Here is a 15,783-nt window from a genome sequence, read left to right on the forward strand (position 1 = left end):
TTCTGCATTCCCGGCGCGCGGTTTACGCGCCAGGTGTGAACCAGTCTCACTCAATGGACATCAGTTTCCATCCTCGGTCCATTGAGTGAGACACCCATTTTCAGGATCTGAGGGCTTCCGCCAGAAACATGGGGGTCATCCGAGGTCGAGACGCAGGAGATCTTCCTCCGTCTCGCGGCGGACGATCACCCGTGCCTGCCCGTCGCGCACGGCGACGACGGGCGGACGGAGCGCGTGGTTGTAATTGCTGGCCATGGACCTGCAGTAGGCGCCGGTGGCCGGCACGGCGAGCAGGTCGCCGGGCGCCAGGTCGGACGGCAGGAACGCGTCCTTGACCACGATGTCACCGCTCTCGCAGTGCTTGCCGACGACACGGACGAGCATGGGTTCGGCATCCGATACGCGGGAGACGAGATTGACCGAGTATTCGGCGTCGTAGAGCGCGGTGCGGATGTTGTCGGACATGCCGCCGTCGACGCTGACGTAGGTCCGCAGCCCTTCGAGGGGCTTGATGGTGCCGACCTCGTAGAGGGTGAAGGCGGTGGGGCCGACGATGGCCCGGCCCGGCTCGACGGAGATCCGCGGCGCCCGCAGGCCCGCGCTCTCGCATTCGCGGGCGACGATCTCGGTGAGCGCCTTGGCGATCTCCTGGGGCTCGCGCGGGTCGTCGGCGGAGGTGTAGGCGATGCCCAGGCCGCCACCGAGGTCGATCTCGGGGAGCTCGACGCCGTGTTCGTCGCGTACGGCGGCCAGCAGCCGGATCACCCGCTTGGCGGAGACCTCGAAGCCGGCCATGTCGAAGATCTGCGAGCCGATGTGCGAGTGCACGCCGAGCAGCTCGAGGCTGTCGTGGCCCAGCGCCCGGCGGACGGCCTCGGCGGCGCTGCCGTCGGCGACGGCGATGCCGAACTTCTGGTCCTCGTGGGCGGTCGCGATGAACTCGTGGGTGTGCGCCTCGACGCCGACGGTGACGCGGATCTGCACGGGCTGGCGTACGCCCAGCTCACGGGCGACGTGCGCGACGCGGGCGATCTCCTGGAAGGAGTCGAGGACGATGCGCCCGACCCCGACCTCGACGGCCCGGCGGATCTCCGCCTCGGACTTGTTGTTGCCGTGGTAGGCGATCCGGTCGGCGGGCATTTCGGCGGCCAGCGCCGTGGACAGCTCGCCGCCGGAGCAGACGTCCAGGTTCAGGCCCTCTTCGCGCAGCCACTTCACGACGGCCTTGGACAGGAACGCCTTGCCCGCGTAGAAGACGTCCGCTTCCTTGCCGAAGGCGTTCGCCCAGGCGCGGCAGCGGGCGCGGAAGTCCTCCTCGTCGAGGACGTAGGCGGGCGTGCCGAACTCCTCGGCGAGCCGGGTCACTTCGATGCCGCCGACGCAGGCGACGCCGTCGTCGTCGCGGGTGACGGTGCGGGCCCAGACCTTCTCGTCCAGCTTGTTGAGGTCGGCGGGCGGCGGCGCGTAGTGCCCTTCGGGCAGGACGTCGGCGTGGCGGGGCCCGGCGGGGTGCGCGGAACGGCTCATCGGAATCTCTCTTCGCGGGTCACAGGAAGTCGGGGGCGTCCATGCCGAGCAGGGCGAGGCCACCGGCCAGCACCGTCCCGGCGGCTTCGGCGAGTGCCAGCCGGGCACGGTGGGCGGCCGAGGGTTTCTCGTCTCCCCGGGGCAGGACGTCGTACTGGAAGTCGAGCAGCGCGTCGGCGACGGTGACGAGGTGCCGCACGAGTCGCTCGGGCGCCCGGTGGTGCGCGGCGGCTTCGAGGACGAGGGGGTGTTCGGCGAGGGCGGCCAGCAGGGCGGGCGCGTCCACCTCGCCCGGCTCGGACCGGAACCCGAGGTGCGCGGCGTTGCGGTGGAGCGCGCGGGCGCGGGCGTGGGCGTACCGCACCCGGAACAGCTCGCTGGACTCGTCCTGCACGAGGAGTCCCGCGGTGAACGAGGGGGTCTCGCGCGCCGGGGCTCCGAGCATGGCCCAGGCGGCGGCGTCCGTTCCGTAGCGCGCGACGACGTCCCCGTCGCGCCGGGCGACGGGTGCGGCGGGAGGGACGGCGGGCGGGGCGTCGGCGCCCGGCGGGGTGTCCGCGTCGGCCGCTTGGCTCCACCGGATCCGGGCGACGGCGTCGCGCACGACGCGCGCGCGGAGCTCGCCGTCGGGGGCGTGGCCGTACCGGATGCCGCGCGCGCGGACGTCCCGTACGAGGGCGGCGGCGGAGCGGGTGGCGAGGGTGAAGTTGAGGAACCCGGCGCCGGTGACCTCGACGGTCTCGATGCCGGGCTCGGCGGCGAGCCGGCCGGCGAGGACGCGTGCGACCTGGGCCGGTGCGACCCCGGCGCCCTTGGCGACCTGGAAGGCGACCGGCGAGGCGTAGTCCCCCACACCCCCGGGCCGGGTCCGTTCGACGACGACGCGCGCGGGCACGGTCCCGCCCAGTTCCCCGTCCTCGACGGCACGGCGCACGGCGCGTACGACGGCACGAGAGAGGTCGGCGGGGATCACGACACCCAGCCTAGGGGAGAAGCCCGAAGGGCATGCATCGGGTTTCGGCATGTGAACAGAGGGGACGGGAAGGCGGGGCCGGAACGCGGGGCGGAACGCGGCGGGGAGGATGAGAAGGGGGTAAGGGCCTCAGCCCCGCCCTCTCCCGGCGGGCGTCCCCTTCCGCTCGCGCCGGTCCCTGCGCTCGACGAGCCTCCGTACGACACGGACCAGCTCGGCGGGCTCGAAGGGCTTGGCGACGAACGCGTCGACCCCGGCGGCGATCCCGGCCTCGACCTCGTACTGGGTACAGGCGCTCACGATGGCGACGGGCAGGTGCCGCGTCCGCGGATCGGCCCGCAACTGCGCGGCCGCACCGAACCCGTCCAGCCGGGGCATGACCACATCAAGGGTGATCGCGTCGGGATCCACACGGTGGACGATGTCCAGGCACTCGACACCATCGTTCGCGGTCACGACCTCGAAGCCCTCCAGCTCGAGATTGACCTTGATCAGCTGCCGGATGACCTTGTTGTCGTCGACAACAAGCACCCGGCCCGAGGCGCCTGGCACAACTCGAGAGTAGGTCCGCCCCCGCCCCCGCGTCCGGGTTTTCGCCACTTCCACCCCCTCCGGGCGACCGACCTCCCCGTCCCGCCCAAAACGGTTCCTGATCACCCCGGGGATGCTGGTAGTGTTCAACCCGTCGCCGCAAAGCGACCGACACGCCCCCGTAGCTCAGGGGATAGAGCAACGGCCTCCGGAGCCGTGTGCGCAGGTTCGAATCCTGCCGGGGGCACTTCGCAGGAAGTGCCCAAGACCCCGCCATCAGCGGCAACGCTGAGACGGGGTCTTCGTGTATGCGCGGCCAACTCGCTTGTCGCGTCGGCGAGCAGGGGCTCAGGTGGGGGCCAGGACCTCCACCGCCACCAGGCAGGTGTCGTCCGCCAGTTGGTCCTTCTCGTACGAGGCCATCAGGGAGTCCAGGGTGGCGCGGGCGCTCAGGCCCGCGCAGGTGGACAGGCGGCGGCGGAGTTCGGCGATGCTGTCCGTGATGTCCTCGTCCCTGCGCTCGACGAGGCCGTCGGTGTAGAGCAGTACGAGGTCCCCGGTGTTCAGGGGCAGGGTGGCGGTGGCGTAGGGGTTGCCCGGCAGCATGCCCAGGAGGGGTCCGCGGTGCGAGGCGTCCAGCACGGTGGCTTCGTCGCCGCGGAGCAGCAGGGGCGGGGGGTGGCCGGCGCAGGCCCAGGTGAGGCGGCGTTCGCCGTCGATGTGTCCGATGACGGTGGTCGCCGTCTCCGCCGACGGGTCGGCGCACAGCAGCTCGTTGAGCCAGGTGGTCAGGTCTCCGGCGTCGGTGCCCGGCGCGTGGGCGAGGCCGGCGAGCGCGTGGCGCTGCTGCGCCATCCGGGCGACGGCCCCCAGGCCGTGGCCGCACGCGTCGCCGACGGCGAGCAGGATCCGGCCGTCCGGCAGGGCCCGGCACTTGTACCAGTCGCCGCCGATCGCGGCGTGGGGTTCCGCGGGCAGGTAGGCCGCGGCCACCGCGTATCCCAGGCCGGCGATCTCCGTCGAGTGGGTCGGCAGGAGCGCCTCCCGCAGGACCGACGCCACGCGCCGTTCGGCGGCGACCTGCTCGCGGAGCCGTTCGCGTTCGCGGCGGGTCTCCGCGAGCCGGTTGCGGGAGCGGACCTCCGCGGTGAGGTCGCGCGCGATGAGGTGGAGGGCCCAGGGCGCGGCGTACTCGTCGATCACCGGACGGCCCAGGACGTGCAGCGTACGGATGTCGCCGCGCACGTTGAAGCGGATGTCCTGGCCCGGCGGTTCCTCGCCGTCGAACAGGGCCCGCAGCAGTCGTCCGAACGCGGGGACGTCGCCGGGAGGCACGGTGTCGCACAGGTCGGTGAGCGTCATCGGCCGGCCGGGTTCGGTACGGAAGATCGCCGCGAGGCCGTCGGACCAGGTCGCGGCGCCGGACAGCAGGTCGAAGTGGGCCCAGCCCATGCCGGCGATGTGCTGCGCCTCCAGCGACAGCAGTTCGGTGGGCTGTTGCGCGGGGCGCCACGTGGCGAGGACCTGGCCGCAGCAGGAGGCGGCGTCGTAGAGCAGTTTCGTGCGGTGCAGCCCGTCGGGGCGCGATTCGGTGTAGTCGACGGGGTGGGCCTTGAGGGCGCGGCCCGTGCGCAGGACGTCCCGCAGGGCGTCGAGCAGGCCCGCGCCCTCGGCGCCGGGTCGTACGTCGCGCAGGCGCTCGCCGACGAGCCGGTCGGGGGCGTCGAGCCAGGCGGAGGAACGGACGTGGTTGCCCGCGCGGATGCGGAAGTCGACGGTGCGGCCGCGGTCGTCGGTGACGGGCGCGAGCAGGGCCGCCGACACCGGGATCGCGGGCAGGGTGGCGCAGACGCAGCCCCAGGGGTCGTGCTCCTGCGCCGCCTCGCCGCAGCCGTGGCCTCGTTCGTCGCTGCCGCCGCAGGGGCACTGCTGGTCGGCGGCCTGCGGCCGCGGGTCCGGGGCGGGCGGCTCGCGGCGTACTCCGGCGCGCCGGGCCGCCGCGGTCCGCAGGGATGCCACCTCGCCGGCGATGAGCTGCTTCAGTCCCTCAGGGTCCTGGAGAACGGCCGGGCCCATAGGTCGCCTGCTTTCTCGGTGCGCGGCGGCTCCCCGCCATCGGCCGGCGGTGCGCGTACGCCCATGCTGCGCACGCCTCCCGCGCCGGCGCACCTCGGGGGCGGGGGGTTGGTCCCGGCCGTCGTCCCCGCCGGTGGGGTCGTGCGCCGGTGGTCGCGGATCGTGGGTCAGGCGGCGAGCCAGGCCCTCCGGTGGCGGGCGACCGCGTACACGATGTCGACCTGTTCCGGGGCGAGCCGTCCGGTGAGGGGGCCCGGTGAGGGGGCCCAGGGCGGCGACCTCCCTTTCCCGGTACGCCCGGACCCGGAGGGGGCCGGCCGCCCCGGGGATCTCCCGCGCTCCCACGGAGACGAGGACCGGCTCGACCTCCACCGGGAACGGGCAGTGCCGCTCCAGGACGCCGCGGGCGAGCGCCGCCTCGGCCCGGCTCCGGGCCGGGTAGGGGTGCGCCGGGCCGTGGTCGACCTTGACCATGTCGTCGCCCACCCAGATCGACTTGGCGCCGAAGTTCTTGGTGTTGACGGTGAAGACCCCTCCCGGTCCGACGAGCAGGTGGTCGATGTCCCCGCCCCGGGTGAGGGGGATCGAGTGCAGGACCTTCCAGCCCTGGGACCTGAGTCGGTCGAGTTCGGCTCCGGCGATGCGCTCGCCGGCCAGCCCCTTGAACCAGGGGTCCCACTCGGTCTCGCGCCGCAGGAGCCGGTCCAGCGTGCGCCGGAGACGGCTCGGGCCCTTCGAGCGGAGCATCTCCTGTATCCCGGAGCCGGGCCGGTTGAGCGCGAGGTCGTCGGGCGCCCTCAGCGGCGGCAGGCTCCGGGTGCTCCCCCGGCCGCCGCGGGAGGCGGGCCCGGGTCGGACTTGGGCCGGCGGTGCGGTAGTCGGTCGTACGGGGGGCGGACGTACGGGAGTCGGTCGTGCGGGGGTCGGTCGTGCGCGGGTCGGTCGTACGGGGGGCGTCGGTGCGGCCTCGGGGCGGCGGGGATCGCCTTCGGGCTGCGGAGCGGGCGGCTCCGGGAGCTCCGCCAGATGCCGCCCGAGCAGGGCGAGCGCCTCCTGACGGTGCTCCTCGACCAGGACCGTCACCCGGCCCGTACGGCAGTCGGCCCAGGCGACGGCGGCGCCGTCCGGCAGGTTCACGTACAGCCGGTCGTGACCGGACTTGCGCCACCGAGACACCTTCAGCCGCCCCACACCGCCCCCTGACCCGTCGCGCCGCCACGTCCATGGGAACAGCCGGATCGCGCCCCCACAAGATGCCCTGCTCGCGGGACGCGCAACCCGGGAGCGGCGCGCCGTGGGGACTCCGTGGGTGGGCGGGCGGCGATGGTCGGCGGCAGGGATGCGGGCGCGCCGGCCGTCTTTCCGAAGTGCCCCGCGCCGTGAGCGAGTTCCGCCGTCGCCGATCAAGCGGTACGGGTCGCGGTGGCGCCCGGCGGCGGGCGGGGGCGTGGGTTCCGGTGGTCCGTACGAGGGGGTGGGGCGGGGTCTGTGGGATTTGGGGGGTGGGGTGCGGGTGGGGGCGTGCGTAGGGTGGTCGGCGAGGCCGCCTTGTGTCGTTGACCAGGCACTTTGCGGGTACGGAGCGCGTAGAGGATGGGGCGACGAGCATGCGTGAGCTGGCGGAGACGGCGCGGCAGTGGGTGTCCGAGGGACGGGCCGGGTTCCTGGCACGGCCCGTGACCGAGCAGGGGTTCGGGCCTCGGGATCCTTCCGGGGCGGTGCTCGTGGACGCGCGCGGGGAGTGCGTCGGGGCGCTGTACCGCGGGGTGTTCGACGCCGAACTCGTCGCCGAGGCAGGGGCCATGCCGCCGGGGCGCAGTGCCCGGGTGTGCGAGGTGTCGGTGGGCGCGGGCGAGGCCGCGGAGGCCCGGTTGACGTGCGGCGGGCAGGCCGAGGTGCTGCTCCAGCCGCTGACGGAGATCCCCGCCGAGTGGTGGGAGCTGCTCGGTACGGGCGCCGGCGTGGCCCTCGTGACCCGGCTGGACGAGAGCGCCGAGAACGCCGTGAGCCGGGTCGTACGGGTGGGCGGGACGCCGGCCGACGATGCCGAGCGGCGGGCCGGGGAGCTGCTGGGGACCCGTCGGCCCGGGCGGGACGCGCTGTACGGGGGGTCGGGGCTGGTGCTCGTCGAGGCGTACCCGTCCGCGCCGCACGTGGTGATCGGCGGGGGCGGGGAGCTGGCCGAGGTCATCGGGAAGCAGGCGGCGTTGCTGGGGTGGGAGTCGGTCACCGTGCACACCGCCGCCGAGGCCGGGAAGGTGCTCGGCGACCACCGGGACGCCGCCTGTCTGGTGCTGCTCAGTCACGAGCCGGACTTCGACGTGCCGACCCTGAAGACGGCCCTGACGCTCGGGATCCCGTACGTCGGCGCCCTCGGCTCGCGGCGAACGACCGCGCGGCGCCGGGACGGGCTGATCGCGGCGGGGGTCGGTGAGGACGGGCTGGCCCGGGTGCACGGCCCGATCGGCCTGGACCTCGGTGCCAAGACGCCGGCCGAGACGGCCCTGGCCATCTGCGCCGAGATCCTCGGGGTGCTCGGCGGGCGGGACGCGCAGGGGCTGCGGGATTCCGACGGTCCGCTGAGGTGACGGGCGACAGGTGACGGGCGACAGGTGACGGGCGACGGGCGACAGGTGACGAGCCCCGGGCGACGGGCAACGGGCGCGGGTGACGGGTGACAAGCCGTTGAGGTCTGCCGGCTGGTGCCGGTAGGGGGTGTCCCGTCCGGGTGCCGGGGCCTCGTGGGTGCCCGCGCCGGTGCCCGTTCACCCGTCCGGCCTACCCGATCCGCGCGGGCGGGTCGGGGGCCCGGCGGGAGGGGCCCCTACGCGGTGGCGGGCGTCCCGGGGCGCCGGTCCGGCGGCGACGTTCGCGGATTGTTCGCACCACCCGCGTGAATTCGTATCAAATGCGGGAAAATAAGACGTATGAACACGAGCCTGAACACCCTCGCGCTGGACACGGCGCTGAGCGACATCGCGTGGTTCCTGGTCGTCGGAATCATCGTGGTCGGCTTCCTGCTCGGCGGTTTCATCCTGGGCAAGCGGGTCCGGAACCAGGAACCGGCACCCCCCACCGCCGAGAGCCAGCCCCACCTCCCCGAGGGCGGGGCGGTCTACGAGGTCCGTGAGGAACGGGAGTCCGTGGAGATCCCGGAAGGTGGCCTGCGACCGCACGAAATGCAGGGCTACGGCAACTTCGGCTCCACCACCCACAGCCACCAGGACGAGGCCCGCGCCGAGCGGGAGTCCGGGCACCAGCACGTCGAGGGTCCCCACCCGCACACCCAGCCCGGAGCCCCGCCGGACGCCGGACGCGGCGCACACGCCTGACGCCCCCGACCCCGTCGAGCCCCGTCGAGCCCGGCCCCCGACGCCCCTCTGCCCTCTGACCCGCGCCTCCCGCGCGGGTCAGAGGTCCGTCCGCAGCCGGAGCACCTCGGGGGGCGGATGGCGGGCCGAGCTGTGGCGGACCTCGGCGGCCAGCGGCGGATCGAGCGGGCGGTACGGCACCTCGCCGAGCCCGATGGCGGTGACGGTGGCCCCGGCCGGGGCGGTCCGGGCGCGGGCGGCCACCGCGGCCGCCAGTTCCCCGCGCAGGCCGGCCGCCAGCGGGCTCGACACCAGCGGCGCCCCGTCCTCCTCCCCCGGCAGGACCAGGACCAGGGCCACCGGGCGGGCCGGGGTGCCGGTGTAGCCGACGGCCGCCGCGTCCCGCACGTCGGTGTGGCGCAGCTTGCGCCAGGCGCGCCGGCCGGCCGGGTAGGCCTGGTCGAGCCGTTTGACGACCAGGCCCTCGATGCCGCTGGCCGGCAGGGTCTCGTACCAGGTCTCGGCCAGCTCCGGGTCGGTGGTCATCGGCACCGGCTGGAGCGGCGGTCCGAGCGGGAGCAGCAGGTCGACGAGGAGGGCCCGGCGGCGTTCGTACGGGCGGCCGCGCACGTCGAGCCCGGCCAGCTCCAGTACGTCGAAGGCCGCGTACGACGCGGGCAGGCTCTGGGCGAGCACGGCGGCCCGGGCGGCCGTGGCGGCCGCCGCGCGCCGTTGGACGAGCGCGAAGTCGGTGCGGCCCGCGTGCCAGACCACGACCTCCCCGTCCAGGACGGTCCCGGCGGGCAGCATGCGGGCGGCGGTCGCCAGATCGGGGAAGGCCGCGGTCACGTTCCGGCCGGAGCGGGCCTGGAGCAGCACGCCCGTCGCCGTGCGCACGACGACCATGCGGTGCCCGTCGAACTTCGGCTCGTACGCGAGGCCCGCCCCGCGCGGCAGCGTCCGTACGGCGGCGGCGAGCGCGACCCGTACGGGCCCGGCGGGCGCCGTCACGGCAGCCTCCCCGCCAGGTCGGGATCGAGCAGCGGGGCGAGGAGGTCGCCGTCGCGGGCGAGCCGGGGCGGGATGTCGTCCGCGAGGAACACCAGGTCGGAATCGGCCCGGCAGGCGGCGACCTCCTCCCAGGAGACGGGAGCGGAGACGGTCGGGAGCTCCCGGGCGCGCAGTGTGTAGGGCGCGGCCGTGGTCTTGGCGGCGGCGTTCTGGCTGTGGTCGACGAAGACCTTGCCGGGGCGCAGCGCCTTGGCCATCCGGTGCACGACCAGGTCGGGGAGCGCGCGCTCGGCCTCCTGGGCGAGGGCCTTCGCGTACGCGGACACCTCCTCGGAGGGGGTCGGGTCCAGGGCGACGGCCAGGTGGAGGCCTTTGGAGCCGGAGGTCTTGGCGTAGGAGTGCAGGCCGTCTGCGGCGAGGCGCTCGCGCAGCCAGAGGGCGGCGGCGCAGCATGCGACGACGCCGGCGGGCGGCCCGGGGTCGAGGTCGAAGACGATCCTGTCGGCGACGGCGGGCCGGTCGGCCCGCCATTGGGGGGTGTGGAGCTCGACGACCAGGTTGGCCGCCCACATGAGGGTGGGCAGGTCGTCGACGATCACCTGTTCGGCCGATTCGTCCTCGGAGCGCGGGACGCGGGCGGTGCGCACCCAGTCGGGTGTGCCGGGCGGCGGGTTCTTCGTGAAGAACAGTTGCCCGTCGGGTCCGTCGGGATAGCGCAGGAAGGAGACCGGACGGTCGCGGACGTGCGGAAGGAGGGAGTCCGCGACGGTGGCGTAGTAGTGCAGCACCTCGCCCTTGGTGAAACCGGTCCGCGGGTACAGGACCTTGTCCAGGTTGCTGAGCGCGATGCGACGCCCCTCCACCATGGTGATCGGCGTCATACGATGAGATTGCCACGAATCAGGAGGAACCGTGCGATCCATTTGGAACGGGGCCATCTCCTTCGGCCTGGTCAGCATCCCGATCAAGCTCGTGAACGCGACCGAGAGCCATTCGATCTCCTTCCGTCAGATCCACCTCGCCGACGGCGGGCGGATCCGCTACCGCAAGGTGTGCGAGCTGGACGGCGAGGAGGTGTCGGGCAGCGACATCGGCAAGGGGTACGAGGAGGCGGACGGGGCGATCATCCCGATCACCGACGAGGACCTGGCGCAGCTGCCGATCGCGACCGCGAGGACGATCGAGATCATGTCGTTCGTGCCGGCGGAGGAGATCGATCCGTTGCAGATGGACGCCGCGTACTACCTGGCGGCGAACGGGCCGACGGCCGCGAAGCCGTACACGCTGCTGCGGGAGGCGCTGAAGCGGAGCCGCAAGGTGGCGATCGCCAAGTACGCGCTGCGGGGGCGGGAGCGGCTCGGCATGCTGCGGGTCGTCGACGACGTGATCGCGATGCACGGGCTGCTGTGGCCGGACGAGATCCGGGTGCCGGAGGGGGTTGCGCCGGAGGCGGACGTCTCGGTGCGGGAGGCCGAACTCGACCTGGCGGACGCGCTGATGGCGACGCTCGGGGAGGTGGAGATGACCTCCCTGCACGACGACTACCGGGAAGCCGTCGAGGCGATGATCGCGGCGAAGGCGGGCGGGGCGTTCGAGCCGTCCGAGGCGACGGTGGAGCCGGCCGGGGGCCAGGTGATCGACCTGATGGCGGCGCTGGAGAAGAGCGTACGGGCGGCCAAGGCCTCGCGCGCAGAGGGCGGCGGGGGCACCTCCGCAGCAGGTACGGACGCGGGGTCGGACGACGGGGCCGCCGCCGGGCAGGCCCCGGCCGAGGTGACGCCGATCCGGCGGCGGGCGGCGGCGGCCGCGCCGAAGGCGGTCGGCGGGAAGAAGTCGACGGCATCGACGGCGGCCAAGAAGACCACGGCGGGGGCGGGTACGGCCGCCCGGAGCACGAAGACGGCCAGGTCGGTGAAGACGACCTCGGGAGCCGCCAAGGCCGCCGGATCCGCGAAGGCTTCGGGAACGGGCAGGGGCGCCAAGTCGGCGGCGGAGAAGACCACTTCGGCGGCGGGGAGGAAGACGGCGGCGAAGAAGGCCACCGCCGGCACGGCGAAGGCCGCCTCCAGGACCGCCACCAAGGCCACCGCGAAGAGCGGCGGAGCCGCGAAGGCCGGCACGCAGCAGGCCTCCCCCACCCGCAAGAAGGCCTCGGCCTGACGGGGGGCAGGGAGCGCGGGAGCGCTTGCCGCTCGGCGGGGCGGAGCGGGGCCGCGGGGGTCGCCCTCGTCGCGGCGGTTCCGCATCGGTGGCCCCACGACCCGGAGGGCGCCGGCGCGGCGGAATCCGACCGGACGCCCCCGACCGTGAGGCCCCGCGCGGGCGTACCCCGTCGGTCGGTGTGGAACCGCCGCTGCGGCCGACGCACGTCATCCGCGGCGGGCGCCCCGCCAGGTGCCGCGGTCGCGACCGAGGGTGAAGAGGGCTTCGACGTCGGGGAGTTTGAGGGTGACGGGGGCCGACGCGAGGGCGCCCACGGCGGTCGGGAGGTGCAGGACGCGGACGTCCCGCAGCGTGGGCGCCACGTCCAGGCGGGAGGCGTCCGCCACGACGAGGACCGGGACGACCGGCGCGGACAGGGCCTTGGCGGCGCGAGCGGCCGCGTCGCGTATCCAGCGTGGGTCCGGGCGGGGCTCGGAGCGGCCCACCGCGAGGAGGAGGTCGCCGATGTGCACGCGTTGGCGGCGCCCCAGGACCGACAGGAGCGCGAAGACCCCCGGCGGGCCGATGAGGAGGTGGTCCAGCAGACCGAGCCCCGGTATCGGAACGTCGTGCACGGCCCGCCAGTCCGCCGCCTCCAGGGCCTCCAGCTCCGCGCCGGCCCGTTGCCGCACCTGGAGGTCCTGACGCATCCGGTGCCGGGCCCTGCTGCCCGGCGACCCGTGCGTCAGCTCGCCGATCAGGGTCTCCCCCGGCCGGTTCGGGGCCAGGTCCTCATCCGGAGCGAGCACCAGGCGACGCAGCTCGGCGACGGTGGGCACCGGGGGCGGGCCCAGTGTCCAATCGCCGGTCAGGTACGGGCGTAAGGCCGCCAGTACCGCCTCGCGCTGGTCGTCCGACAGCAGGCTGACCCGGTTGGGTTGACGGTCGTACCAGGCCACCGCCCGGCCGTCCGGCCCGTTGACGTACAGCCGGCCGCGGCCGGGCCGGCCGCTCGGCAGCACTCTCAGTCCCCGCATCGTCCTCACCCCCGCCTTCCATGGGAGCAGGCGACGGGCCGCGGGGCAATCCCTCGACTGTGTAACGACTCCGTCGGGACGCTGCCGCCTCGCTGTTACAAGAACACCGGCGTACCGCAACGGCCGCCGCCTACTTTGAGGTTCCCCGGACCCGCCGGACCGGCCGGATCCGATCTGCCCCGAAGGACTTCCGTGAACTCCGCCCGCCGCCGCACCCTCGTCCGTGTCGCCGTCGTGACCGCGTGCGCCGCCGGCCTGCCGGCCCTGACCTGCGCCGCCGCGTCCGCGGACCCGTTCGCCGACGCGGCGCCGGCCGCGCCGTCGACGCAGCGGACGTGGGTCAAGAGCGTCGCCCTGGCGGACGGCCGGTCGACCGCCCGGGTGTACCGGCTCGGGAAGGACGCGTACCAGGCGGACATCCTGCGCGCCGGGGTCACCGTGGCCACCTTGACCAGCCGTGACGGGTTCACCGGCTACGGCAACACCGGTGGGCTGCACGCCTCCTTGCGGCCCGACGGCGGGCTCACCACCTGGGTCGGCGACACCCGCCCCGGGAACGACGCCCGCGCGGTGGACGCCGCCGGGCACAAGACCGGGACCCGCGACGGGCGGGTGGTCCCCGCGTCGGCGCAGCGCGCGGACGGGGCGGACGGGGCCGGGGCGAACGGGGCCGCCGGTACCGCCGAGGCGCTGCGGCTGAACACCCTGGCCGACGGGCCGGGCGAGGGCATGCTGCTGCTCGCCGCGGGCGGCGGGATCGCGGCGGTCGGCGCGGCCGGGCTGGGTTTCGCGATGCTGCGGCGCGGGCGGTCCGAGGGCTGACGCCGGGGGCGGCTCCCGGGGCGGGCGCCCGGGGCGGCGGGTGCCGGGCCCTGGGGCGGGCGCCCGGGCGGTCGCCGTCCGGGGACCGGGCCGGTCGACAAATGGGGCGTACCTCTGCATAAGGTGGCTGGATATCGACCGTCTACGCCTTCGTGGAGAGGAGCCCCTGCCGCCGTGGCCGTTCCCGTGATCCCGGGCTCCTCACGCACGCAGCGCACACGGCGTCGTGGGGGCCGCCGGCTGCTCCTGGCGGCGCTCCTGCTGCCGTTGGCGGTGGGGTGCGGCAACACCGGCGGGCTGGTGTCCGCCGGGCCGACCCCGACGGCGAGCGGGCCCGTACACCTGTGGCCGGAGCGCAAGGGGGCCGACGTACCGCCCGCCGATCCGGGGGGTGCGCCGCCGGAGTACGTGCCGGGTCTGCCTCCGGTCACCGACCAGGACGTCCACGCGGTCGATCCCGTGGCCCTCGTGCAGGCCGAGCTGCGGGCGTACCCGGACAAGTCCGTCGGTCCCGACGGCATGTACCCCGAGACCGCCGCCGCGGTGCTGGCCTGCGGGACGCCGGGGGCGGACCCGGCGAAGTGCCCGGTGCTGGCGCCGTACTACCGGGACCTGACGGGGAACGGCAAGGACGAGCTCGTGATCGGCATCGAGTTCCCCGACCGGATGATGTCCGTACGGGTGTACACGGCCGATCCGGACGGCCGGCTCAACCGGATCATGGCGACCACGGAGACCGTCGTCGCCGTGGAACTGGCCGGTCGGGACGTCATCCTGCGGGTGCCCAGCGGGAACCCCGGGTACGAGCTGATCACCGCGTGGTCGTGGGACGAGAAGCAGCGGTCGATGCTGCCGACGCGGGAGCAGATCGTGCGGGTGGCGCCGAAGCCGCCGGGGTCGGCCGGGTCGGCCGGGTCGGCCGGGTCCGAGGGTCCTTCGCGGGCGGGAGCGCCGGTGGGGGCGGGGGGCCGGTGAGGGCGCGACTGCCCGCGTGGACGGCGACGCTGACCTGGAAGTCGGCGTGCTTCATCGTGGTGATGTGCTGCTCGCTGGCGGCGGTGCTGGGCGTGCTGGTGCACGTCGAGGTGACGCGGCAGACCGTGGCGACGGCTCGGGACAAGGCCCTCGGCAAGCTGCACGACGCTTCGCGGGCGTACGAGGCCGGCGAGGTCCTGCCGCCGGATTCCGGGCTGGATCCGGGCGGGCTGCCGCCGGAGCTGCGGGACCTCGCGGTGAGCGGCCGGCGGGGGACGCTGGTGGCCGACTACGAGGGGCGGGCCGTGATGTGGGCCGCCGCCCCGGCCGACGGGCGGGCCCTGGCCGCCGCGGTCGACTACAGCCAGAGCGCGCGGACGATCAGCGGGCTGGACAACGCGATCATCGGCTCGTCGGCGCTGGCCCTCGGGGGAACGCTGCTGGTGGGGGCGTTCGCGGTGACGCGGGTGACGCGACGGTTGCACCAGACGGCGACGGTCGCGCGGCGCATCAGCCACGGCGACCTGGACGCGCGGGTCGACGACCCGCGCACGAAGGATCCCGCGCGGCGGCAGGACGAGGTGTCGACGGTGGCCGGGGCGTTGGACACGATGGCGGGCACGCTGCAGGACAAGTTGCTGCGGGAGCAGCGGTTCACGGCGGACGTCGCGCACGAGTTGCGGACGCCGTTGACGGGGTTGCAGGCGGCGTCAGAGTTGTTGCCGGAGGGGCGGCCGACGGAGCTGGTGCGGGAGCGGGTGCGGACGATGCGGCAGCTGACGGAGGACCTGCTGGAGATCTCGCGGCTGGACTCGCGCAGCGAGGTCGTCGAAACGGATCTGCACCAGTTGGAGCGGCTGGTGCGGAGGGTGGTTCGGGGGGCGGCCGGGGTGGGGGTTACGGAGGTGGTGGTGCGGTGTGACGTGCATGTCGAGACGGATCGGCGGCGGTTGGAGCGGGTGCTCGGGAATCTGGTCGTGAACGCGCACAAGCACGGGCGGGGGCCGGTGGTGGTGACGGTGGACGGGCCGGTGGTGACCGTACGGGACCACGGGGACGGGTACCCGGACTACCTGCTGGAAGGGGGGCCGCAGCGGTTCCGGAGCGGGGGGAAGGGGCACGGGCTGGGGCTGACGATCGCGGCGGGGCAGGCGGAGGCGATCGGGGCGCGGCTGGTGTTCCGGCGGGCGGAGGGGGGCGGGGCGGAGGCGGTACTGACGTTGCCGTTGCCCTTGCCCTTGCCCTGACCGGGCGGGGGTACGGGTGGGGGCTGCGGGTGGGGGCTGCGGGTGGGTCGGGGCCGGTGCCGGGGTGGGGGGGGGGGCGGGGGGGGGGGGTGTTTTTTGGCGCCCACCACACAGCGCGGGGTGTCGGGGGA

General features: G+C 74.5%; 13 protein-coding genes and 1 tRNA gene. 7 read left to right on the forward strand and 7 right to left on the reverse strand.

All coding sequences use genetic code 11. The features are described 5' to 3' along the window. Nucleotides 1-135 precede the first annotated feature (135 nt). From lysA to ACFY0I_RS28275, 3 genes are all read right to left on the reverse strand, one after another. Complete coding sequence (gene lysA, locus ACFY0I_RS28265; RefSeq protein ID WP_388901088.1) at nt 136-1,527, reverse strand: diaminopimelate decarboxylase; 1,392 nt, start codon at nt 1,525-1,527, stop codon at nt 136-138. Nucleotides 1,528-1,546: 19 nt separating this feature from the next. Next, nucleotides 1,547-2,500, reverse strand: a complete 954-nt coding sequence (nrtL, locus tag ACFY0I_RS28270) for an ArgS-related anticodon-binding protein NrtL (RefSeq protein WP_388901090.1) — start codon at nt 2,498-2,500, stop codon at nt 1,547-1,549. Between the two features lie 129 nt (nt 2,501-2,629). Continuing rightward, nucleotides 2,630-3,154, reverse strand: a complete 525-nt coding sequence (locus tag ACFY0I_RS28275) for a response regulator (RefSeq protein ID WP_388901126.1) — start codon at nt 3,152-3,154, stop codon at nt 2,630-2,632. 52 nt (nt 3,155-3,206) lie between these two features. On the opposite strand from ACFY0I_RS28275, the gene ACFY0I_RS28280 reads away from it, so the two are divergent. Continuing rightward, nucleotides 3,207-3,278, forward strand: a tRNA-Arg gene (locus ACFY0I_RS28280). Between the two features lie 101 nt (nt 3,279-3,379). On the opposite strand, the gene ACFY0I_RS28285 is transcribed toward ACFY0I_RS28280, so the two are convergent. Next, a complete protein-coding gene (locus tag ACFY0I_RS28285) occupies nt 3,380-6,298 on the reverse strand; it encodes a SpoIIE family protein phosphatase (protein WP_388901092.1) in 2,919 nt (972 codons plus the stop codon). 416 nt (nt 6,299-6,714) lie between these two features. On the opposite strand from ACFY0I_RS28285, the gene ACFY0I_RS28290 reads away from it, so the two are divergent. Further along, a complete protein-coding gene (locus ACFY0I_RS28290) occupies nt 6,715-7,695 on the forward strand; it encodes an XdhC family protein (RefSeq protein ID WP_388901094.1) in 981 nt (326 codons plus the stop codon). A 339-nt stretch (nt 7,696-8,034) separates the two neighbouring features. Next, a complete protein-coding gene (locus tag ACFY0I_RS28295) occupies nt 8,035-8,439 on the forward strand; it encodes a DUF6479 family protein (protein ID WP_388901096.1) in 405 nt (134 codons plus the stop codon). Between the two features lie 78 nt (nt 8,440-8,517). On the opposite strand, the gene ACFY0I_RS28300 is transcribed toward ACFY0I_RS28295, so the two are convergent. Together ACFY0I_RS28300 and ligD are read right to left on the reverse strand one after the other, a co-directional pair. After that, on the reverse strand, nt 8,518-9,429 hold the full coding sequence (locus tag ACFY0I_RS28300; protein ID WP_388901098.1) for an ATP-dependent DNA ligase: 912 nt from the start codon (nt 9,427-9,429) through the stop codon (nt 8,518-8,520). Next, complete coding sequence (ligD, locus tag ACFY0I_RS28305) at nt 9,426-10,310, reverse strand: non-homologous end-joining DNA ligase (protein ID WP_388901099.1); 885 nt, start codon at nt 10,308-10,310, stop codon at nt 9,426-9,428. The genes ACFY0I_RS28300 and ligD overlap by 4 nt, the downstream gene beginning before the upstream one ends. Nucleotides 10,311-10,341: 31 nt before the next feature. On the opposite strand from ligD, the gene ACFY0I_RS28310 reads away from it, so the two are divergent. Beyond that, complete coding sequence (locus ACFY0I_RS28310; protein ID WP_388901101.1) at nt 10,342-11,589, forward strand: Ku protein; 1,248 nt, start codon at nt 10,342-10,344, stop codon at nt 11,587-11,589. Between the two features lie 209 nt (nt 11,590-11,798). Here the strand turns inward: ACFY0I_RS28310 and ACFY0I_RS28315 are convergent, their stop codons facing one another. Continuing rightward, on the reverse strand, nt 11,799-12,608 hold the full coding sequence (locus tag ACFY0I_RS28315) for an NERD domain-containing protein (RefSeq protein WP_388901103.1): 810 nt from the start codon (nt 12,606-12,608) through the stop codon (nt 11,799-11,801). A gap of 192 nt (nt 12,609-12,800) precedes the next feature. On the opposite strand from ACFY0I_RS28315, the gene ACFY0I_RS28320 reads away from it, so the two are divergent. The 3 genes from ACFY0I_RS28320 to ACFY0I_RS28330 all read left to right on the forward strand — a co-directional run bounded on the left by ACFY0I_RS28320 (nt 12,801) and on the right by ACFY0I_RS28330 (nt 15,652). Beyond that, a complete protein-coding gene (locus ACFY0I_RS28320) occupies nt 12,801-13,430 on the forward strand; it encodes a hypothetical protein (RefSeq protein ID WP_388901105.1) in 630 nt (209 codons plus the stop codon). 174 nt (nt 13,431-13,604) lie between these two features. Continuing rightward, on the forward strand, nt 13,605-14,405 hold the full coding sequence (locus ACFY0I_RS28325; protein ID WP_388901107.1) for a hypothetical protein: 801 nt from the start codon (nt 13,605-13,607) through the stop codon (nt 14,403-14,405). Continuing rightward, nucleotides 14,402-15,652 carry an ATP-binding protein gene (locus tag ACFY0I_RS28330; protein ID WP_388901109.1) on the forward strand — a complete coding sequence of 417 codons (1,251 nt, stop codon included), beginning with the start codon at nt 14,402-14,404 and terminating at the stop codon, nt 15,650-15,652. The genes ACFY0I_RS28325 and ACFY0I_RS28330 overlap by 4 nt, the downstream gene beginning before the upstream one ends. Nucleotides 15,653-15,783 lie beyond the last annotated feature (131 nt).

It is taken from the genome of Streptomyces sp. NPDC001568, assembly GCF_042893755.1.
In the GTDB taxonomy this organism is placed as follows: Bacteria; Actinomycetota; Actinomycetes; order Streptomycetales; family Streptomycetaceae; genus Streptomyces.

Excerpts from the sequence above, each read along its gene's own strand:
- ACFY0I_RS28290 (WP_388901094.1), top strand. The coding sequence starts at position 6,715 with ATGCGTGAGCTGGCGGAGACGGCGCGGCAGTGGGTGTCCGAGGGACGG.
- lysA (WP_388901088.1), bottom strand. The coding sequence starts at position 1,527 with ATGAGCCGTTCCGCGCACCCCGCCGGGCCCCGCCACGCCGACGTCCTG.
- ACFY0I_RS28295 (WP_388901096.1), top strand. The coding sequence starts at position 8,035 with ATGAACACGAGCCTGAACACCCTCGCGCTGGACACGGCGCTGAGCGAC.
- ligD (WP_388901099.1), bottom strand. The coding sequence starts at position 10,310 with ATGACGCCGATCACCATGGTGGAGGGGCGTCGCATCGCGCTCAGCAAC.
- ACFY0I_RS28315 (WP_388901103.1), bottom strand. The coding sequence starts at position 12,608 with ATGCGGGGACTGAGAGTGCTGCCGAGCGGCCGGCCCGGCCGCGGCCGG.